Annotated in this window: 18 protein-coding genes and 2 pseudogenes; 6 read left to right on the top strand and 14 right to left on the bottom strand. The window is 48.2% G+C overall.

Translation table 11 applies throughout. The features are described from left to right. Window positions 1–518: 518 nt before the first annotated feature. From QVO99_RS03345 to QVO99_RS03335, 3 genes are read left to right on the top strand one after another with little or no spacing between them, the layout of a single operon-like run. Complete coding sequence (locus tag QVO99_RS03345) at window positions 519–737, top strand: helix-turn-helix transcriptional regulator (RefSeq protein WP_022316181.1); 219 nt, start codon at window positions 519–521, stop codon at window positions 735–737. Beyond that, window positions 734–1,063: a HipA N-terminal domain-containing protein gene (locus tag QVO99_RS03340; RefSeq protein ID WP_042519485.1), complete on the top strand. Its 330-nt coding sequence runs from the start codon at window positions 734–736 to the stop codon at window positions 1,061–1,063. The genes QVO99_RS03345 and QVO99_RS03340 overlap by 4 nt, the downstream gene beginning before the upstream one ends. 2 nt (window positions 1,064–1,065) lie before the next feature. Then, window positions 1,066–2,004: a HipA domain-containing protein gene (locus QVO99_RS03335; RefSeq protein ID WP_022316179.1), complete on the top strand. Its 939-nt coding sequence runs from the start codon at window positions 1,066–1,068 to the stop codon at window positions 2,002–2,004. A gap of 102 nt (window positions 2,005–2,106) precedes the next feature. On the opposite strand, the gene QVO99_RS03330 is transcribed toward QVO99_RS03335, so the two are convergent. From QVO99_RS03330 to QVO99_RS03300, 7 genes and pseudogenes are all read right to left on the bottom strand, one after another. Then, a complete protein-coding gene (locus QVO99_RS03330; RefSeq protein ID WP_022316178.1) occupies window positions 2,107–2,748 on the bottom strand; it encodes a porin family protein in 642 nt (213 codons plus the stop codon). Between the two features lie 190 nt (window positions 2,749–2,938). Next, window positions 2,939–3,994 carry a type IX secretion system protein PorN/GldN gene (gene gldN, locus QVO99_RS03325; RefSeq protein ID WP_022316177.1) on the bottom strand — a complete coding sequence of 352 codons (1,056 nt, stop codon included), beginning with the start codon at window positions 3,992–3,994 and terminating at the stop codon, window positions 2,939–2,941. A 27-nt stretch (window positions 3,995–4,021) separates the two neighbouring features. Continuing rightward, window positions 4,022–5,595 (bottom strand): annotated as a pseudogene (gldM, locus tag QVO99_RS03320) (gliding motility protein GldM). 32 nt (window positions 5,596–5,627) lie between these two features. Continuing rightward, entirely contained in the window at window positions 5,628–6,554 is a 927-nt protein-coding gene (gldL, locus tag QVO99_RS03315; protein ID WP_022316174.1) for a T9SS inner membrane protein PorL/GldL, read from the bottom strand. Continuing rightward, window positions 6,551–8,011, bottom strand: a complete 1,461-nt coding sequence (locus QVO99_RS03310; RefSeq protein WP_042519491.1) for an SUMF1/EgtB/PvdO family nonheme iron enzyme — start codon at window positions 8,009–8,011, stop codon at window positions 6,551–6,553. The genes gldL and QVO99_RS03310 overlap by 4 nt, the downstream gene beginning before the upstream one ends. Before the next feature lie 90 nt (window positions 8,012–8,101). Then, window positions 8,102–9,040, bottom strand: a complete 939-nt coding sequence (locus QVO99_RS03305; protein ID WP_022316172.1) for a PorP/SprF family type IX secretion system membrane protein — start codon at window positions 9,038–9,040, stop codon at window positions 8,102–8,104. A gap of 85 nt (window positions 9,041–9,125) precedes the next feature. Beyond that, complete coding sequence (locus QVO99_RS03300) at window positions 9,126–10,514, bottom strand: alpha/beta hydrolase family protein (RefSeq protein WP_022316171.1); 1,389 nt, start codon at window positions 10,512–10,514, stop codon at window positions 9,126–9,128. A 365-nt stretch (window positions 10,515–10,879) separates the two neighbouring features. Here QVO99_RS03300 and QVO99_RS03295 point away from each other — a divergent pair, with 365 nt between their 5' ends. Both QVO99_RS03295 and QVO99_RS11135 read left to right on the top strand, forming a co-directional pair. Next, window positions 10,880–11,404, top strand: a complete 525-nt coding sequence (locus QVO99_RS03295) for a hypothetical protein (RefSeq protein ID WP_022316170.1) — start codon at window positions 10,880–10,882, stop codon at window positions 11,402–11,404. 312 nt (window positions 11,405–11,716) lie between these two features. Further along, window positions 11,717–11,869: pseudogene (locus tag QVO99_RS11135) on the top strand (IS982 family transposase); the annotation flags it as partial. Window positions 11,870–12,067: 198 nt separating this feature from the next. Here QVO99_RS11135 and QVO99_RS03290 read toward each other — a convergent pair. The 7 genes from QVO99_RS03290 to QVO99_RS03260 all read right to left on the bottom strand — a co-directional run bounded on the left by QVO99_RS03290 (window position 12,068) and on the right by QVO99_RS03260 (window position 19,901). Further along, entirely contained in the window at window positions 12,068–12,601 is a 534-nt protein-coding gene (locus tag QVO99_RS03290; protein ID WP_288176919.1) for a hypothetical protein, read from the bottom strand. 399 nt (window positions 12,602–13,000) lie between these two features. Further along, a complete protein-coding gene (locus tag QVO99_RS03285) occupies window positions 13,001–14,071 on the bottom strand; it encodes a leucine-rich repeat domain-containing protein (protein ID WP_288176922.1) in 1,071 nt (356 codons plus the stop codon). 256 nt (window positions 14,072–14,327) lie between these two features. Beyond that, window positions 14,328–15,263, bottom strand: a complete 936-nt coding sequence (locus tag QVO99_RS03280; RefSeq protein ID WP_022316166.1) for a tetratricopeptide repeat protein — start codon at window positions 15,261–15,263, stop codon at window positions 14,328–14,330. A gap of 1 nt (window position 15,264) precedes the next feature. Further along, window positions 15,265–17,220, bottom strand: a complete 1,956-nt coding sequence (locus QVO99_RS03275; protein WP_022316165.1) for a BspA family leucine-rich repeat surface protein — start codon at window positions 17,218–17,220, stop codon at window positions 15,265–15,267. Between the two features lie 1,203 nt (window positions 17,221–18,423). Beyond that, window positions 18,424–18,645: a DUF2795 domain-containing protein gene (locus QVO99_RS03270; protein ID WP_004342485.1), complete on the bottom strand. Its 222-nt coding sequence runs from the start codon at window positions 18,643–18,645 to the stop codon at window positions 18,424–18,426. A 100-nt stretch (window positions 18,646–18,745) separates the two neighbouring features. After that, a complete protein-coding gene (locus QVO99_RS03265) occupies window positions 18,746–19,306 on the bottom strand; it encodes a cob(I)yrinic acid a,c-diamide adenosyltransferase (RefSeq protein WP_022316163.1) in 561 nt (186 codons plus the stop codon). 13 nt (window positions 19,307–19,319) lie between these two features. Then, window positions 19,320–19,901 carry a hypothetical protein gene (locus tag QVO99_RS03260; protein WP_288176915.1) on the bottom strand — a complete coding sequence of 194 codons (582 nt, stop codon included), beginning with the start codon at window positions 19,899–19,901 and terminating at the stop codon, window positions 19,320–19,322. Window positions 19,902–20,132: 231 nt separating this feature from the next. On the opposite strand from QVO99_RS03260, the gene QVO99_RS03255 reads away from it, so the two are divergent. Next, window positions 20,133–21,359, top strand: a complete 1,227-nt coding sequence (locus tag QVO99_RS03255) for an L-serine ammonia-lyase (RefSeq protein WP_022316161.1) — start codon at window positions 20,133–20,135, stop codon at window positions 21,357–21,359. Window positions 21,360–21,535 lie beyond the last annotated feature (176 nt).

Genomic DNA, 21,535 nt, shown 5'->3' with positions numbered 1-21,535 from the left:
AAGTGTCAAGTTTTTTTAGGGTAAGTCAGTCCGCTGCTCACTGGAGCTTCATTCACAGACGCTCTGCTCGCAGGATTCGAGAAAGTGGCATACGTGGGAGCATTCGGAGGAATCGACTGGACTGCAAACTGGACTAACTTCGACCCGCAGAACACAAACTACTAAATCTTAATAACCTGTAATATTGATGAGGGTGTGTCGTTTTTGACATACCCTCATTTTTTTGATTCCGTTCAGCCAATAGACCATTTAACTCCAATCTGCAAGTAGTACGTTTATCCCCAAACAGCAAGTAGTCCCTTTGGGGTGAGGTTAGCTTAAATACTCTCTTCCCAAACTATATTATGGGACATTCCATAGGTTAAAACCCACCTGGAATAATAGGGAATCACAATAGAAGAGCGGCTTCATTTATACCCGAAAGGGTGTAATATAAATCTTGAATATTAATTTTATACCCGAAAGGGTGTAAATAAATATAATAATTACTATATTTGCACCCTAAAGGGTATAATTATATGGAGAACAGTTTATCGGGATTTGTAAAGGAAATGCGAAAGCAGTTCGGACTGACACAGGTTGACCTTGCAGAGAAATCGGGTGTTGGACTGAGATTCGTGCGCGAACTGGAACAGGGAAAGACAACGCTCCGTCTGGACAAGGTGAACCAGGTGCTTGCCCTGTTCGGCAGACAGGTGGGAGCGGTCAGAATAGGAAATGAGGAGGATAAAGCATGAAAACAGGAAAAGTATATATGCATGACCGTCTTGCCGGCACGCTGACGGAAGACGAGACGGGATTCACTTTCAGATACGACAGCGCTTATCTCGATTCTGACAATGCGGAAGCGATAAGTCTCACTATGCCGCTGACAAACAAGGAATACCACGACACGGTGTTGTTTCCGTTTTTCGACGGACTGATTCCTGAGGGGTGGCTGCTCGACATAGCGGAAAAGAGTTGGAAGATAAACCAGCGCGACAGGATGTCGCTGCTCATGGCATGCTGCAAAGACTGCATCGGAGCAGTGAGTGTGGTACCTATTGAAGAAGAAAGGGAATAAGGATGGCAAAATGTCTATATTGCTACAAAGAGCTGAAAGAGGGACAGACTGACTATCATCCCTCATGCGCAAAAAAACTGTATGGGGTGAAGACGGCACCGGTGCTGCCATACAACAGGAGCCAGATTGGAGAACTGGCAAAGAGAGTGGTGAGAGCACAGACCACGCTGACCGGAGTGCAGGCGAAACTGTCGCTCGACGTGAACCATGGCCAGAAGAACGAACCTGACCGCTTCACCATCGTAGGTCTGTGGGGACGCTTCATACTGAAGCCCCAGACCGATACCTACCGTTCGCTGCCTGAACTGGAAGACCTGACCATGCATATGGCAGAGGCAGCGAAAATCGCAGTAGTGCCTCACGGACTGATAAGATTCGACGACGGTGAACTGTGTTACATAACGCGGAGGATTGACCGCCAACCCGACGGCAGCAAAACGGCAATGGAAGACATGTGCCAGTTGTCGGAGCGACTGACGGAATACAAATACAAGGGGTCGTATGAGCAGATTGCGAAGCTGATAAAGAAGTATTCGGCGGTGCCACAGCTCGATCTTGTGAATTTCTGGGAGGTGGTGGTCTTCTCATGGATAACGGGAAACTCCGATATGCATCTGAAGAATTTCTCGCTATACAAGACCCCTCTGGGATTCTGTCTCACTCCTGCCTACGACCTGTTGTCTACTCTGATAGTGATGCCACAGGACACGGAAGAGCTGGCGTTGACACTGAACGGAAAGAAAAGGAAGATAAAGAGGTCTGACTTCGAGAAGGCAATGACTGCATCGGGACTTAACGAGAAGGTGATACAGAACATGGCTAACAAGTTCGGCAAGGCAATATCAAAATGGATCGACCTCATAGACAACTCTTTCCTGCCAAACGACATGAAACGGGAATACAAAAGACTTATCATCAAAAGGGTGATAATGATGAGATGACAAAGGATAATCCAAAAAAGGCCGGAGGAACATCATGTCCACCGACCTTCTTTTTTTATCCCTTACCCATAAGGCAATGGGGAATTAACCGTTCAGCACTTATCAGAAATAATATGCTGCTGAAATCTGCCAAGCGTTAGACTTGCCTTCGCTGTCGATCAGATTCTTGATAGTCTCTGTAGCAACGCTCTTTCCTGTCACCTCACCGGTCTTGCCACAAGCGATGTTGTAGTTGAAACCAATCTCCAGATGATTGATGAGAGTAACGCCGGCACCAACGTTAACGCTGAAGTTCGTTGACTTCAACTTATAGTTGGCAGCCTTCAGCATGTTGAAGTTCTTGTCACCGACGTTGAAACCGAACTGTGGACCGGCAGCAAGATAAACTCCGGCGATGTCGCCAAGACCAAAGGTATAGCGAAGGTTCACAGGGATGTTGATAGCCTGCTGCTTAACCTTGGTGTTGAGATCTGCCTCATATCCGCTTACCTCTCCCTTCAGTTTTGCCTCACGCTGGTCGTAGAGAGCAGAAGCGTCGATTCCCAAACCCACTACAGGAAGAGTGAACTTTACAGACGGACCGATGAAGAATCCTGTGCGGTTAGAGGCATCGAGCACCTTGCTGTCCATAGACATATCAGTGATGTTGAGACCACCCTTGAGACCGAACTTGATCTGAGCCTGAGCCGGATTTGCAGTCATCATACCTAATGCCACGAGGGCAAGAGCGAAAATCTTTTTCATAAGCTTAATTTTGTTTTATGGTTAATATAGTTGTTATAATAAAACTAATGTCTGAATAATAAAAACACCAGTTCATCTTATCCCCCAATCGGCCATTAGCGCTTGCTTGGATTTTGGTATTTTATAAGCAGAAAGGACAAGCAAGTCTCACCCTGACGGCTTCTCGCTTGTCCCCTTGTATATATGTTTCTTAGTGGCGCTGACGGCGCACCGACACCCTTGCTGACGATGAGCCTCCGCCAGAGGATGAAGAAGAGCTGCTACGTGATTTCTTCTTTACAGTGGTCTGTTTGTCTTCCGTAGCCGATCCACCGGCACGACGGTTCTTCTTGCGCACCTTCTTTCCCTTCACGGTCTGCTGAGCCTTGGCGATGCTGTCGAGAGAATCCTTGAGCTGCTGGTCGCCCCAGATATTCTTCTCAAAGGCGATGAGCTCTCCCTCTATACGTTTCTGCTCCCTGGTCATGGCAGAGTCTGACTTGCAATACTGTGCGAGCGTCTTGCCGAGCATATTGGTGGTCTTGTATATCTTGCCGCGATACATGTTCTTGGTGAAATAATCATCAAGAGTCATCGTGGCGGCATTGTTCAAGTCGCTCGTCATTATTATCTGCTTGCTCAGATATGGGGCGATGTCGTCATACTTCACCCAGAAGAGTGGATAGGTCTGAGGAGCATCGCCGAAGTCGTCTTCTCTCGACATGATAGGACAGAGCGCTATCACCTTGGTGTGGAAGGTGGCTGAACGCTGGTCGTAGTAGGCACTCTCCTTTATGTAATACGACTTCACTTCCTTCGACGGTATGTCGCTGTTGTCGATGTTGATGCCGTTGCCCTTCTTTTCATAATATATATGATAATTGTCGAGAAATGCCAATGGCTTTATCTTCGATGCGTCGTTGAACACCTCGTTGCCGTCGAGTCTGTATTCGTAGGCATTGATGCGCTGGCGCATCATGAGCTTGAACATATAGGTGAAGAGGTTCATCTGTGAACCCACTGCCTCAACAGGATAGTAGAGTCCGGCATTGGCATCTTCGTTGAGGTCGATGATGCGATAGATGTCGCGGCGCCAAACCACGTCCTCGTCCATAGTGGCAGCGACGGGGAAGGATATCTGAGCCCTCGTCGTGATGTTCTGGGCGTTTGAGGTGGTCTGTTGCTGCTGTTTGCGGCGTGCGGCAGGCTGTGCGTTCGCCATTCCGGTGAGGCAAGCTGCGAATATTATTAGAAATATCTTCTTCATATATCGTATATAGTTTTTCTCATATTGTTATTTCACGATGACCTCCATCGACGAAGGCAACGTTCGCTTGATGCCGTCAGGACCTACTGCAGTGACACGGCTGATATAGAAGCGGCGGTTGCGGGAGAGTCCGCGGAAGGCATTCTTCTGGCGTTCCGAGAATGAAGCTCCGGCGGAAGCCATAGGAACGGCATTTCCCATATTGTCGAAGAATACTGTCTCGAAGCTGAGCACCTTGAACTGAATATCGAGGAGTCCGTCGTCGATTGCAGCCTTCACTTCGTGAGAACCCATAAGCGATGCCTTGGCGAGTCCGCCGCCACGATAGCGGTTGGTGCCGATGGTGAGATATGCCGTCGGATCCGGCAGTTTGCGCACGTGGAACGTGAACTGTCCCATCTGGCGCGGATGACCGGTGGTGGTCGACATCACTGTGATGGTGACGTCCTTGCCTACTGCTGCAGGACGGGCGATATACTTGCCCGGTCCTACCGGCTGCAGCGTACCGCCNCTACCGGCTGCAGCGTACCGCCGCTCATTGATGCCGTCACTTTGTTGAGAGGCACTCCTGGGATGCTTATGCTTATAGGGTTTGTATATCCGGCATAGAGCACGTTCATGAGGTCGGCAGACACCGTGGCGCTCGGATCCACTACAGTATACTTCTGTGTGAAGTCACGACGAATCACGTCGCCCTGTCCGTTCTGCATCGTGATGTATCCGGCGAGATTGAACTCGCCAGTCCGTCCTGTCACTATCTCATAAGTGTTGTTGCGCAGGTTCATCTGTCGTCCGCCGATGTAGATCTTCGGTTGCTGTGTGGTGTCTACGGCAGCCATCACTATTTGGGCAGAGAACTTATCGCCACGCACGATGGTCTGTGCGTTGGGAATTACGAATGCACTGAGTTTGTTCACTCTGATATCCTTCATGTCAATGTTTGCCACGAGAGTGTGCAACACTTCACCTTCGGCATAACGCACGTCGTTCTGCAGTTTGGTGAGAAGCGTTACGGCAGCAGCCACCGGCATTTCTTCAAACATATACTCCTGCCAGTTCTTGCCCATTGTCTTGGCATTCTTGGGGAGTGTGGTCGACAGGTTGCCGGCGATGATCTTATGCTGTGAGGCATCTGGCACCATCTTCAGGATGCGTTCACGGAAGGAGTTGATGGCATCGAAGAGTTTCTTGCCTTTTCCCGTACCGGGAGCGAGCATCACATGACTGGCAGCCTCGAGGTCGTCCTTTCTTTCTATGTTAAGGATGTCACCGTCTGCACCGTCTGCCTCGCGCACGATCTCCACCTTCAGTTCCTGAGCGAAGTTATACAGAGAGTCGCTCATGCGCTTCACTGCCGTGGCCTTTTCAAACCACTCACGCACCTTCTCAGGGTTGCTCTTCATCTGCTCGGCAAAATTGCCGTAGATGCTTTGGTTCTCCTTCGCCGAGTTGTCGGTTGAGCGCTGCAGGCTCTCCTCCACGATGGAGAAACCGTCGAGCACCTGTGTCGAGACGTTCATCGCGAGCATTGCCATCAAGACGACATACATGAGGTTGATCATCTTCTGGCGAGGAGATATTGGTCTTTTCTTTATTGCCACTTTTATGCTGTTTAATAATCAAGGATTTGTCTTTATTGCTGTGGGGTGCCGGGGGCTGCGACACGCATGTTGACGGTCATTGCCTCTATCATGCGGGCATAGATGGCGTTGAGCTGTTCTATCTGCTGTGCCATCTTCTGCAGCTTGTCGTTAATCTGGTCACCCGTACCGATTTGGGCGCTTGCTGCCTTAAGCTGCATCTCGTATATCTTGCAGATTCCGGTGAGCGTGCGGTTGAGGTTTTCCATCTCCTCTGAATCGCGGGTGAGGTGCATGCTCTGCTCCGACACCTTCTGTATGATTTCGGTGAGGTTGTTGAGCGACTCCACATAGTTTGTCGTTGCCTCTGCCATTTCCGGAGACACTTGTGCCTGCTGTGCCACCCACTGCTGCATGTTCACAGTCTGCGATGCTGCCATTGCAGCTGCTCCGGCAACTGTCGCCGCATCCTGTCCCTCGCCGTCGGCTTCCGATGATGGCGTTGGCTGCGCTGCAGCTGCTCCGGCTGGCATTCCGCCGCCTGCTCCGGCTGGCATTCCGCCGCCGATGATTATCGTTCCGCCGCCGTTCACGCCTGCCATGGCAGCAGGCTGTACCATTGCCGGTTGTGTTGAGAATGGTTGTGAGTCGGCATTCTCTGCTGCCTCGCGGGCTTCCATATCCTCCTTATACTCTTCTTCTATCTCTTCTTTGGTGACGTGTGTCGGCAGGTCCTTACCGTCGGCAGTCTTGTCGAACGGACGGTCGAAGGCTGAGATGAAGAACACTATAACCTCTGTTCCCATTCCGAGGAAAAGCATGAAGTTTGCTCCCGGCAGGTGGGTGAGTTTGAACAGAGTACCGAGGATAACGATAGACGCACCCCAACTGTAAGCGTAGTTCATGAACGTCTGTCCCGGTACGCTATCCAACCACTTCTGCAAGCGGTATATCACGTTAAAATTGCTGTATACTGTCATTTTTTCTTCTTACTCCCTTTTTGTTTAGAACTTGTTGTACTTGCCAGACTTCTCACGCAACGGAAACCGATATAGCTTCTTGGCTGGTTCTGGTATTCCCATGTGCGCCATGCCGAACGGATATACGACTCAGGGTCTTTCCACGAACCGCCTCTCACGCTCTTCTTCTTCATCTTGTACGGATCTTCTATCGCCGCATTGTAGGAAAGCTGCGGATTGAGGTCGTTCATGGCGGTCACTCCGGCTTCGGTATATATCGTGCTTGTCCATTCTGCCACATTTCCCGCCATGTCATACAGTCCGTTTGAATTGGCGGAGTATATCCCCACGCGGCTCGTTATCAGGTTGCCGTCCTGGGTGTAGTTGCCGCGGTCTGGTTTGAAGTTGGCATAGAAGCATCCGCGGTCGTTCTTCACGTCGCGGTTCTCCCATGGGAATTCGTTTCCGTCTTTTCCGCGCGCCGCATACTCCCATTCTGCCTCTGTAGGCAGACGGTAGCGCTGGATGTATTTCGCCACGCCTCCGAGTCCTTTGAGCAGATAGTCGGTACGCCATGCACAGAAGGCGTTTGCCTGCTCCCAGGTCACTCCCACCACAGGATATTCGTTGTAGGTAGGACTGCTGAAATAGAGGCGCATGTATGTCTCGTTGTCTGAGTTCTGGAAATCGTTCACCCAGCATGTAGTGTCGGGATATACGTTCACGATGTAAGTGTTGAGGAAGTCCCACGGACCGGTGAGCTGTCTGTTGATGGTCTGTCTCACTATCCTTCCCTCATCGTCGATATATGCCGTATCCTTTGAAATCATCACCACCTCGTCCGGGTTCACCTGGACGTCGGTGTTGAGATTGCGCTCTGATGGATTCAGACGGTTACGGCGCTTTGCCGCCGTAACGTAGTCGTAAATCTCGTAGCGGTAGTTCATCTGGCTGGCGTCGAGCATCTTCTCACCGGTCACGGGATTGGTGACATAAAGGCTCTCTATGGCACGCTGCTCGTCTTCGTTCGGCTTGCGCGGAAGAGCCTTCTTCCAGTTGAGGTGTGGGGTCACGGGGTCACCGTTTTTGTCTTCGGTAATCATATACGACTCGTCGCCGCCGTATGAAGGGTCGGCGAGACGTGTTCTGAGGATTGAGTCGCGCACCCAGTATACAAACTGTCGATACTCGGAATTGGTTATCTCCGTGTCGTCCATCCAGAATCCGTCCACTGATATTTCCTTCACAGGGGTCTGCTTTCCCCAGAGGCTGTCCTGCCTCTCGAGTCCCATCTTCAGGAAGCCTTTCTTCACAAGGGTCATTCCGAACGGCGTCGGCTCGGAGAAGCCTCTGCCGCCTCCTGTTCCTGTCAGCTCGCCTCCCCTGCCGGTTGTGGCCATCTTTCCGCCGAAGCAGCCCGTAAACAGGGTTGCCACGCAGATCAGGGCTGCGATCACAATGCTATTCTTCATTTTCATATTTCTTTTTCCTATATTCTTTATTATATGTATCTATTCAGCAAGAGCGTCCCCTCTTATTGCCGCCAGCGTTTTGCCGGCCGTTTCGCATCACAGGATTCTCACGCTCTTGTGCTTGTTCTTGCCTTTCTTGAAGAGGTTGAGGTCGGTCTGATAACTGACCATCAGTTCATGGCTGCCGTTGCCCAAGCTTATCGCTGAGGTGTACATCTCGTAGCTGTAGCTCAGGTTGATGCCGTGGAACGATCCTCCGATTAGCGCCGTGACGGAATTCGTCGGACTGTATGACACTCCGGCATACATGAGTTTTTTCTCGTTAGTATACACTATCCTTGCGGATATGTCGGCACGGTATGCCTTGGTGTCTGTGCGCACGAGCACCGACGTAGGTATTGTAACAAACGGATTTCGTAGCTTTATATTGTATCCGCCCGTCAAATAATATGTAGGATCTATCTGCAGCTCGTTGGTCTCACCGAGCTCCACGAGCGGAGAAGTGAGGTGCTGCGCCGAGACTCCGGCATACCATCGGCCATGTGTGTAGTAGATACCTGCCGCCAGGTCCATGGCGTTTCCCTTCACGTCGGAAGTGGCGAATGCCGGGTCGTTTGACTCGCCCAAATCCACTTTCGAGCCATCAAACTGTTCGTTGAGGAATCCGAATTGTGCGCCCACGCTTATATTGCCGCCAAAGAGCTTGTGCTTATAAGCATACTGCAGGGCTATGCGCTGGTGGGTGAAAAGACCTATCTGGTCGTTAATGAGAGACACACCGGCTCCGTGATATGCGCCGAGCAGGAAGAAGGGCATATCAGCACCGAGATACATCGTGCGGGGATTGTTTTCAAAACCTGCCATGTCGAGGGCGTATGCCGCCACGACATTGAGTTTTGGCTGCTTTCCCACCGCTGCCGGGTTGAAATAAGGTTCCATGTCCCAGTAGTGGCTGAACGATGCGTCATACTGCGCCTTTGCCCCTACAGAAAGGAGCAGCGCAAGCGTAATTGTTATGTATAAACGTTTAAACACGTTTACATAACGAGGCTTTATAATATTTATTGTATAGAGGTTCTAAAAAATACTCCACAAGGACACTTCTACACGGCTTTGCATCCTATTTGGCGACTTCAGAAATCCAGTCGCCGATGTCGGAGAGCACTTCTTCTGAAATAGTGGTCTCTATCTTGGCATAGTCGAGCGGAGAACCGCTTTCTGACGGCTGGAAGAAATGGTTGAGCTTGGAATACGTCTTGAAAAGGCTCTTTGCCCTTACGGTCTTGCTGAAAAGAGTCTCCGCTGCCTGGAAGTTTATTGTTGAGTTCACCTGCTTGTCGTTGTCGCCAATGAGAAGCATCACCGGACATTCCACTTTGCGGATATCCGCTGCCGGGTCGTATTTCAGATAGGAGATGAGCCACGGTGAGTCTATCTGCTTCACCACGCCAACGAGGTTGGCACGGAGTTCGGGCAGGAGGTCGATATCTGCCGTCAGCATCGGAACGAGTGCTTCGGGAGTTTGTGCAAACTTGCTCTGCTGTCCCGACATCTTGTATCTGAACACTCTGCCCAATGCTGTTGCGTATTTTTCGATACTTGCCTCATCGAGACCGGAAACGGCAAGCAGATCCCGGTTTTGTATCAGCAGCACACTGTCGCCACGCAACACGGGACCGGCGAGTGACACCACGAAGTCTGCCTTGCCTTTGGCGGCAAGCATATAGCCGATAATGCCTCCCTCGCTATGGCCGAGCACACCTATCTTGCCGAATTTCTTCGTGCTCCTCAGATAGTCTATTCCTGCCTGGGCGTCGAGCATGTTGCTCTGGATGGTGACCTTCGTAGGATCGCCTGTCGACTTGCCCACTCCACGGTCGTCATAGCGCAGCGTGGCTATGCCGCGACGGGCGAGATAGTCGGCTATCACGAGGAAGGGCTTGTGACCAAGGAGTTCCTCATCGCGGTCTTGCTGTCCGCTGCCGCTTACCATGATAACGACGGGCATCCCTGCCTTGAAATTCTTTGGATATGTAAGCGTACCGCCCAGCCAGGCTTCTCCGCCATCAGCGGGAAGACCGGTCTTGCCGTCGACGCCCTTGTTCTGGAATGCCACCTCCTGCATGGTATAGTCGAAAGGCGGCTGCGGAGTCTGCGGACGGTTTACCTTCACCTCGCCGCGTTTCAAGTTCAACGGGAATGAGTAGCCCATCTGTGAGAATGTGCCAAGAATCTCCTCGCCCTTGAGCTTTCCTGTATATTGCGCCCGAAGCTGGGGCAGTTCGATAGACAAGGTGTCTTCTTGCAGACATTTCACCTCTGCCGGCAGTCCCGTGGCCCCCTGGTCCGGACTGTCCATGGTAACGGTGCCGTCGGCATTGATATGGAAAACGATTGTCAATTTTGACGGACCTGCTTCAAGCAGTCCGTTCCACGCTCCCTTTATCCCCTGGGCATTCGCCAGCAGCGGCATAAGGACAGACAGGCATAGGAATATGTACTTTTTCATGGTTCACAGTTGTTTAGATAATTCAACATTTGCTCTGTATGCATATAAACTCCCAACCGCCTGACGACAGAATTGGGGTAGAATATGCGACAGCTGTGGGCAAAGATATAAAAAAAACAGAAAGCAGCAAACTATTGTGAATTAGAAACAGGCAAAAGACGCCTTATAAAAAGCTAAAGACTGCAAGCGGTTATTAAAATTATACATTAAACGGCCTAATGACCGATTTGGGGTTAACACGGATTTCCCCCTTCACTTTAGGGAAAGCCATACACAGGCATATAGTTTCCCCTTTGCGGCAGAGAGCAAGATTACGTATCTTTGCAGCAGAAAAACAAGTAATAACCCTCAAAAAAATCTGGATTATGAAACGTACATTATTAGCAATCGTAGCGGCAATCGTGATGATAACATCCGCGAACGCCCAGAGACTTACCAACATTCAGGCTGAAGCCAGCTTCATCACCGACAAGATGATGGTGGAACTGGGATTGAGCAAGGCTCACCGCAACAGCATCCTGAGCATAAACCTCTCATATCTCAACGGCATAAACAGCTATCGCGACATCGATGGCTATGGATGGCAATACCGCAACAAACAGCTAAGGCGTATAATGTCGCCAAAGCAATGGAGAAGGTTCTGCGAGTCGTATTACTTCTACCGTCCCATCAGCTGGCGTGACAGGGCATACGTACACAACATCTACGTGAAATATCCTAAACACGACTGCCGCCCTTGCCACCACCGTCCGCACTACTACGACAGGCACTGCAAGCACTATAAGCACGACAAACACTGGAAGCACCACAAGAAGCACGACAAACACTATAAGAAATATGACAAACATCACAAACACCACAAACACTACAAGGACAGAGATGATGACTGACACGACGGCAGCCACATAGTCCGAACATGAAAACCTATCAATGAATGAGCCATAACAAATAGCGATATAGGGAATCCGCAAAGATTATCCCATATCGCTATTTTCATATCATATTCAAAAATGCTGGATGTCTCTTTCAATCCTCATATCCGCACCAATAACTAACGATTTGTGCCAGACATGACATCTTCCCGAACTTATCAACCTGAGTTCGGGATAAGAAAGTCCTTATAAAAGTTGGTAATCTCAATAAATTTTAGCACCTTTATGGTTGTAAATCAATTAGTTATAAAATAAAAGGATACTATAGTTATGGAGATTACCAAGAACAAAATTACTGAAATTTTCTGTATTATCGATGATTTTTGCCTAGAATATGATAAAGAGATTGCCCGCATGTCCATTTGTGAGCCGGACGGGCGTAAGTACCACAATCGGAAATGTACTATGAGCCGGTCGGCTTTGAAAAGAAGCCATCCATCAACATTGACTATTGCATAGAGAATGTTGACGGACAGCTTGCTGTTATAAAGTAAACTTCATTTGGACTTTACAATTCTGCATTTTGCCATCCATATTGTTTGGAGGGCAAATGTAATATGCACCTGTCGGAAATCTGGCATAGCAAGAAAAACGACTGTCGCTTAACCCGAGCTCAGGTTACTACATATTATATGTGGTTTCGTCAAAGGTGAAACCTTCAGCCTCGGTCTCTCCGGCAAGACCCGTTATGGCTTTTATACGAACCACATGCTTGACATCGTCAAACTCCATCTCGTTTCCTTCTGCCACTTTTTCTGCATACTCACTTTCTGGGATAAGCTCTATCAAATCAAGGCTCATAACTCTTGTCGACTCCAAATCTGCATTCAGGATGGCATAGACCAAACCATTATAGCATCTGATGTCCAGGACTTCACGGTCGGTACTGCAATCCCAACGTTTGGTCTTGACAATATTGTTGTTCGCATCAAGATAATTATAGTAGATACCGTTCTTCTTGAAAGTGAAATACACTTTCTTTCCGCTCACCATCATGACATTCTTTGGATTGATTGTCACCTTTTTCTTCACCGCAGCACGCTGTGGCTGTTTCTTCTTGGCTACGGGTTTCTTGGACTGTTGCGATACTACACTACCTGCACTCTCTGACGTACATGAATAAACGGGCATCAGCGACATTGAAAATGTTCCCAACAGGACAATAGCATTACGGAAAAAGTGACTGCCGTTTGTCACTTTCGTTTTTTTGTTTCTCTCTGAAATCATAGTATTTGTTTCTTTTAACATGTCTTATGGCTTCAGTTCAGACTGTTTTGTTTGTAGATTGATATTGAACATGTGCACTTCAGAAAACGTGAAGCCCATTGTTACAAGGTACCTTGACATGGGGTCTGCATTTCTTAACCACCAGATGCAAAAGACCAAGCGCCAACAACGTTTTTCTTATGTCCAGCCTCAGCCAGCCGCCATTATCACGGACTGACTTCAACTATGGACTTATGCAGTTATCGTGGATGTAAACCACATCTTTTCATTTTGTTGTGAAAGACCGTAAAAGGCGGAGAAGATCAACCACGGCTTTTTCAGAAGGTTTTATTTCTTACGCACAGGCTTGCGACTTGCTGCCAGTCTTTTTCGGCTTGCTCCTTGAGCTTTGTAGCTTACAGCCTGTCGCTCCATGAGGGCTCCATCTTGGTTTCTAAAATTCTTTCCTTCAGGGGAAAAAGGTATGTGCAGTTGTCGTTCCATTTCACCATAAATGCCCCAGGTGACGTAGCTACGGACAGAGCGGCAACCTTCCATATAGCGGTCTACGGTCATTTTGCTGCGGCCATTGCTCATCTTGATGGTTCCATCGGAGTTAAGTTCCCAGGTGCCACTGAAGACACCGGCTACAGCCAATGAGCCAGGTCCCTTCCTGCCATTGGGGTAGTTCACATTAAACTTGGCGGAGTATGAGCTCTTGGCTGTATAAGTGGCATCCTTGTTCAGCGTGACGTAAATTTTAACAAGGCCTCGAGGTGCTCTCAGATGGGCAAAGCTGATGGCCCATCCACCGGCATACATGTTGCGCACATAGGCTGTATTGGAGCACAACATGGCGGGATTGCTAACGGTTGAGGGCAGCGACAATTTGACAAGGCTGGTACAATTCTTAAATACATCTTCTCCGAAGAGTGCGTCCTCTGCTTTTACCTCAGCAGACTTCAGACTGGTACAACCCAAGAATACGTTCGCACCAATTTCGGTGATGTTGTCATGCAGGACTACCGACTGCAATGAACTACACAAGGCGAAGGCTCCCGTTACGAGTGTTTCAACATGTTCGCCAAAGTGGATGGTACGCAATGATTTGCACTCGATGAATGCGCCATTGCCGACTACCTTGCAATCCACGTCTACGGATTTCAGCGAATCGCAGCCACCGAAGCTATTCATACCAAGAGTTTTGATGGTGTTCGGAATAGTGACATGGGTGAGACCTGAGTAAGAAAACGCTTCGCGTCCTATCTCTTTCAATGATGGAGGGAACTCAATGCTCTTGAGATTCTTGCACCCCGTAAAGGCATAGCCTTGTATCTCAACGAGGTGTTTCGGAAGTCTCACTGAGCTGATTTCCGAATTCTTAAACGAGATGTTCCTAATGACTAATACCGGATACATCTTGCCATCCTCACAGGGAAGCGAATCGGGAATATCAACATGTCCAGTTTCTATATCTGAACCAAGAATATTAAGTCCATTGTCCACTAATTCATATTTAAAGTGGCCGGACCCATTCTGTGCTTGAAGTTTCTCTGCATGCAGGCATAAGGCAAGCAGCGCAAAGAGGAAAGTGAATTTGAAGAAAATGTTTTTTGAATACATATCATTTATGCGTTAAATTAATGTTTAAAGACTACCTTATCAGCAATCCGTATTATTTGTAACCCTTCTTGCGCAATTGGTAGAGCATTGGAGCGCGGCGGTAAAAATACTGACCGCCATTCACTTTCTTGAAGTACTTCACAGCCAACGGATAATTGCGTGGCACGAGATAGCCTTGCATGTAATACATACCGAGCCAGTAGCATGCGTCATCAACACCCTTGTCGGCAGCAATTTTCAAGTATTTGGGCACGATCTTCAGGTTCTGCGGTAGGTCTTTACCTGTCTTGTAAGCTTGACACAAGATCCAAGCAGCGTCGCCATTGCCCTTGCTGGCTGCCGTCAGTAGGTATTTCTCGGCATTAAGCGGATCTTCGGAAATCATCCACTTTCCATATTCGTAGCCAGACCGCCAGTCTCCCAAGTCTGCGGCAGCCTTGTACCACTTGACCATCTCGAAAAACTCTCTTGGCTTACCCGAGATGTGGTCTTTGTGAAACTCCTTGACCTTGGCATACTCGTACATAGCCTGCTTGTTCTTGCCAAAACGGGCGGCGTAATAAAGACATTCGATTTTGTAGTCCTCGAAACCTGTGCCGTATACGTTCATTCCGTCGCGGTTTGGATCATAGCCGCGAGACTTCTGGAAATAATAGTCGGAGCACCACTTGATAGCTTCGGCATTGCCAAAGTTTGCAGCCGTGCGATACCACTTGCAGGCCTTCTCTTGCGTCAAGCTAAAACCCAACTCGTCATTTTTCTGATTCTGAGCCTGTTTCATGACTATCTGTCCCATGGCGAAGCAGGCTTCAGCATTGCCCTCATAGGCAAGCGCCTCTATACTGTCGGCAGACAGAGTTTCAATCATTGACTTTTGGGGCGCTTGAGGCTTGGCAGCACCCTTTGCCTTGGACACGGTTTGTGCTTGTATTGTGGCGGACGCCAAAAGGCAGCCCCCCACAGCCATCATAAGAAGTTTTGCTTTCATTTTATTTATTGGTTGTTAATTTATTTGCTAATGTTGGGTTCATATAATCCTTGCCTTCGTCGGTGAGCAATGGGGCAATCTTGTCTAATGGAATAACCACCGTCGCACGATAACCGTAGTCCATGGTATCGAAAAGTCCTGGAGCGAATCGCAAGGTCACGCCCTCGCTGGTAATCCAAGACTCGCGACTTGGGAGCGGAATGCTTTTCTTACTCGTGTCGCGCAGCTTACCCACCAGTTCATCGTTGCTTCTTGCACTGAAGATATCGCGCAGACCCTCTAACAGAAGATCTCCATATTCAGGGGTGTTTGCAAACATTTTGGACGAGAAGCATTTTCCATCCTTCTTTCTGAACGTGACACCATAGGTCTCATCCGTATTCCTGTCACTCTCATACCTCACACACTGGTAGGTCACGATGTTGTCATCTTCATAGACGATACGGATGGCCTTGTTGCCCTGTCCCGGAGACAGACACCGTCCATAGGCATTCACCACCTCCTTGTAATCATCGAAGTCGCCCTCAAATGTACCGCCGAGATAGCGGCAGACCCATTCACGCATATTCTTAAGAAGCACATCGTTGGCATCCATAGGATATTCCACATAAAGATAGTTGAAGTTGTGATAGAACCTACGCTTGGCTGTCTTAAGCACTTGTGTGGAGTCAGGCACGAATGGTTCGTCGGCCATCGGACTGGTCACGGGCAGCAACTTCGGCGCCGGCACACGGTAGGGACGGTTTGTGAAATATCCCACACGACTGTTGGCATATTCCTTTCCATACTTGTGGCTCGTCTCATCACACTTGATGGCACCTTTCAGTTGGTTGCAGTAGCGGAAAAGTCCATTGAGGATAAATCCCTGAATCTCATAGTCACGTGTCTCAAAGTTGAGTCCTCCTTGTGCCCATCCGTTATCATAGAGAAACCAATAGGTATCATTAACATTGTCAACCGTGAACTTGCTACTGGCAAAGATGGTGGTAAGACTGATACACTTGTAGAACATCTCGTTCATGAACTCCACATTCGCCGTGTTGAAGCTTGCCAAGTCGAGCGTCCTGAGTCTGGGGCAATTGGCAAACATACGCGTCATGTTTGTCACCCTGGCGGTGTTGAAGTTGGAAACGTTGACCGAGGACAGGAAGCGACATTTCCAGAACATGTTCTGCATGTACTTCACCTTGGCGGTATTGAAGTGGGAGAGGTCGAGTGACTTAAGTTTGTCGCATTCAGAAAACATAAAGCTCATGTCTATGACATTGCCCGTATGGAAGTGTGTCAAGTCAAGAGAGCGGAGGTTTGTGCATTCGGCAAACATCCACGACATGTCGGTCACTTTACCCGTGTCGAAGTGAGTCAAGTCGAGCTTGGTCAAGGAACTACAACCGTAGAACATATTGGACATGTCCTTTACGCGAGAGGTGTTTAAGTGGGACAGGTCGAGCGAATCGATGCTTGTGCAATGTTCAAACATGCGGAACATGTCTGTCACATTGCGCGTGTCGAAATGGGAGAAATCGATTGTCTTGAGACTCTGGCATGCGGCAAACATAAGGCCCATAGAACGAACGCGACTGGTATTGAAGTTTTCGAGTCCCTGAATGTTTTCAAGATGCCACATTTCAGCAAACCACGCCGTGCAGTCGTGAGGGCGATAGTCTGCGAAACTGGAATCAAACATCACGGTCTTCACGTTTTTAGCGATGCCTATCCACTCGGGACGTCGTTCATAATCATCTCCTTTTCTCACAACGCTCATGCCATAGGCATTCTCTGGCTTTTGTCTACCATAGCTGAAGGTAAGGGTCTGGTTCTCAGAATTAAAAACGGCATAGGCAACTCTCTGAACATCTTCTGCACAAACCTCCATTACCAAAGTCTGCTGCAGGAGGATGATGAGAAGCAATGCAAGCCTGTTCCAGGACAAGCGATTGATTTTAATTTTATTCATAAAATTCGTTTTTAATACATTATTTTTATTATGTTTTTACATAAAACACAAGTTCTATTGCTTAAAATCCGATAAACTTTTATTTCTAAAAAAAATGAGACATCTGGTTGTGACTCTTCCTTCTTCGGATAGTTTGTTGGCGAAACCATATAATCACAGGGCGTATTGGCGAACTGTTAATGTACTCTTCTATAGTCTCAATAATGTTGTCCTTGTTTGTCTTTTTCATATTCTGTCTTTTGTTTAAGTCAGATTGTATGGTGTAAAACAAAAAAGCAGCAAAGACTCTGCGACTGCACGATTTTACTCGCACGTCGTAGTGTCTTTGCTGCTTTGTCTTATGCTGTTGCCCATAGAGCCAGACTTCAAGGTTTGTGTCCTATGGCTCCGTTCGGACTGTTTCTTGTTTAGGTCGTGTACTTTAGTGTAAGCACGAAAAAGCGTGAAGCCCCTTGTCGCTCGCTTCACATCTTGAGGTCTTCGAACTTACCCGTCAGCCGAAACGAGCAACGAGACCCCACGCCGATATGTATATGCACACTCACATAGAGTCAGCCCTTAGGAGGCTGACCTACGAAAGGTACGTATATAACATACCCATGGCATCATCGTTGCGAGGTTTCTTAGCTGACCATGAAGTGTTCGAAGTTTCAAGATGCCAGAAAACCAAGCGCCAATAACGCTTTTCTTATGTTTGCCCTCTACCAACCGTCACTCTTTCAAGCGACTTCGGCGTAGGGCTACATGCCGTCATTGCACATAAAATGCAATTTAGCGTGCCAAAGTTACTAATTAATATTGGTATCGCAAAAAATAGGACCTAATTATTTTAAGTAGAGTTGGCAAATAAAGAAATTGATGTTGTACAACATACTCTTAGGCATGATCTTATTATCCGAACATTCCTTGTGCCTTTAAGTCTACATTCAAGCTTCGCGATATTCTTCCCATATACAATTATCTAAATTTGATTTATGCACTATATACGCGAAGATAGCAGAAAAGTTTATCAGAATTAAATGATCACAGAAGAAAGAATTCGGAAAGTACCGATTATTGATCATTTAATTCTTCAAAATATACTAATTTGAGCAGTTTATTGGGCGGTAAAAGAACAGAAAAAGCGGTATAGGAATGTTGTTTTACAATTCCTATACCGCTTATATTCAATGCTTTAAGCTATTTGTGTAGCTTTTTGAGCGATTAGTATTCGTCCTCGTTGAAGAGGAAGTCTTCTTTTGTCGGATAGTCGGGCCAGATATCCTCGATGCTCTCGTAGACGTCACCCTCATCCTCTATCTCCTGCAGATTCTCCAACACTTCAAGCGGCGCCCCGGAACGAGTTGCGTAGTCAATCAATTCGTCCTTCGTTGCAGGCCATGGCGCATCTTCGAGCTTTGAAGCTAATTCAAGTGTCCAATACATAGTAAATATAAATTATCAGTTTGCGATACCAGGCAGCATCACCATGCCAGCTCGCTGCCTATTATAAAATTGAGCGCAAAAATAATGTTTTTTTTCTTATCTACAAGTTTTTCTTCCATATTTTTTCTCTCACACCGTCATTAAAGTTTAATTTGCGTGCGAGCATGAAGAGATAGTCAGAAAGACGGTTGATATACTGCAATACATTTCCATCGAGCTTGGTGGTTTCACCGAGGAAGAATATGCGCCTCTCCGCCCTGCGGCATACCGTGCGGCATACATGTGCGAGAGCTGCCTCATGTGAGCCTCCGGGGATGATGAATGACGTCTGTCGGGGCAGACTGCCGTTCAGATGGTCAATTTCCTCTTCCAGCACCGTCACCTCCTGCGGGTCGATGGTATACGAAGGTGCCAACTTGGTCTGAGTGGTATCGGTAGCGAGATATGAGCATACCGTGAACAGCGTGCGCTGAATGCTGATCACCATATTCTTGTCGTCGCCATCCTTCATGAAGGAAGCAAGCAGACCGAGCTGCGCACTGAGTTCATCCACGGTGCCGTATGCCTCGATACGAGGGTTTGTCTTTCTCACCCTCACTCCTCCTACCAAGCTCGTCATGCCCTCGTCGCCTGTCTTTGTATAAACCTTTGTTATTGCCATAGTCTTGAGATTTTTAAAAGTTAATCTTGTAATTCTGCTTATATCGTTTCGGATCGACATATACCAATCCGCAATAATACATATCAAAGGACACTATATTCTGAAGTCTCCCCACTACATCTTGCCAGACCGCCTTGTTGTAGTTCAACCTATCCACTACTACGAAATCACCGGTCCGCAACCGCTTCACCGCTTCCGCCAGCCATTCTGCATCTATTGCAGGGGCATTGGCATGCAAGATATGCGCCCCCGGTGCATTTCCAAGCGTTTCCAGCGCCGGATCCGCATCACACGGCCCAATGCCCGTCCAACGCAGAGAATTGCAGCCTGCACGGAAATAAGCCTTGTCATGCTTCATGTCTTCATCATCAAAGCCCACCGCCACCACCATCTCCGGCTGGGCATGGTTGGCGAGACGGAGAAAGAACTCACCAATCTTGCGTCTCACGGCATCTGCCTCAGGAAAATCCTTTGCCAGACGTTCGTAGGCATAATACGGGTAACGCTCATTTATGACGTATCTGACGAGGCTGTAAGCCCAAGGCGACTGTATTCCGAAGCCCCGGCAACAGCCAATCCTACTGAGCCATATCATTCCGCGTATTAACCTATTTGTCGTCATCAGGCGCAAATATACGTATTTTTATCAAAAATAAAACGATTTGTCAGGACATTTTTCCATCAAGAACGTAAATATCAAGGATAAAAGGTAATAACAAGCTCTTAATATAAAAACAGGAAGAGAGAGAAACTGCAAAAAAGTCAACTCTGCATTTGCTATTGATATGATTTTCCGCTAATTTTGCATTTTAAAGGTAATAGAGATATGAAAACGCTTAAAGAACTTTTCAAAATAGGCAAGGGACCATCAAGCAGTCATACGATGGGTCCACAGAAAGCCGCAAAGATATTTCTGGAGAACAACCGCGGGGCAAGCTCGTTCGAGGTGACTCTCTATGGTAGTCTTGCCGCTACGGGCAAAGGACACATGACAGACATCGCCATCATCGAGGTGCTGGAACCCATTGCTCCCGTTAGGATAATCTGGAAACCGGACGTATTCCTTCCGTTCCATCCCAACGGAATGAAATTCAAGTCGCTCACATATGACGAGAAGCCTATCAACGAATGGACGGTATACAGCATAGGTGGAGGTGCGCTCTCTGAAGGCAAAGGAGATGACGACATGTTCAACTCACCTGAAGTCTACGAAATGAACTCCATGACAGAGATAATGAAATGGTGTGAACGCACGGGAAGAAATTATTGGGAATATGTGCAGCTATGCGAAGACAGCAGTCTGTGGGACTATCTCGAAGTGGTATGGATCAAGATGAAAGAGGCGGTTGAACGTGGTCTTAAACGTGAAGGAAGACTTCCCGGACCGCTCAATCTGCCACGCAAGGCACCGACATACTACGTGAAAGCAACTGGCTACAAACAGTCGCTGCAGACAAGAGGATTGGTATATGCCTATGCTCTGGCAGTGAGTGAGGAAAACGCTTCAGGCGGAACAATCGTCACCGCTCCTACCTGTGGAGCATGCGGCGTGCTGCCAGCGGTGCTATATCATATATCAAAGAGCCACGAATTCACAGACAAACAAATCCTGCACGCTCTTGCCACAGCGGGACTGGTAGGAAATATAGTGAAGAAAAACGCATCCATCTCCGGAGCCGACGTTGGTTGCCAAGGAGAAGTGGGCGTAGCATGCGCCATGGCGTCAGCAGCATCCTGCCAGTTGTTCGGTGGCAGCCCGTCTCAGATAGAATATGCAGCAGAGATGGGACTGGAACACCACCTCGGTATGACTTGCGACCCTATTTGTGGATTGGTGCAGATACCATGTATCGAACGCAATGCCTTCGCTGCCACCCGAGCACTCGACTCTAATCTCTATGCCGCATTCTCCGACGGATCTCACCGCGTTTCGTTCGACCGCGTCGTAGAGGTAATGAAGCGCACCGGACACGACATTCCATCGCTATACAAAGAGACTAGCGAGGGCGGCCTTGCAAAGGGTTTCAACATGACGGGTAACGTGAATGACTAAAGCAACAATTCAAACGCCCAGACAATTTAGAATAAAGTAATACGATAACATTACGCATTCTGAGCCACAAAGCGGATTACATCTCCAGGTCGGGAACTGTAATCCGCTTTCTTTATCCTCAGACGGTCATCAATACTAAAATTCAACAAAAACCGTCAACCATCTGGTCCCATATT

The sequence above is a fragment of the Prevotella sp. CAG:592 genome (genome assembly GCF_000436015.1).
Lineage (GTDB): Bacteria > Bacteroidota > Bacteroidia > Bacteroidales > Bacteroidaceae > Prevotella > Prevotella pectinovora.
This window is presented reverse-complemented; position numbering and strand designations above follow the sequence as displayed.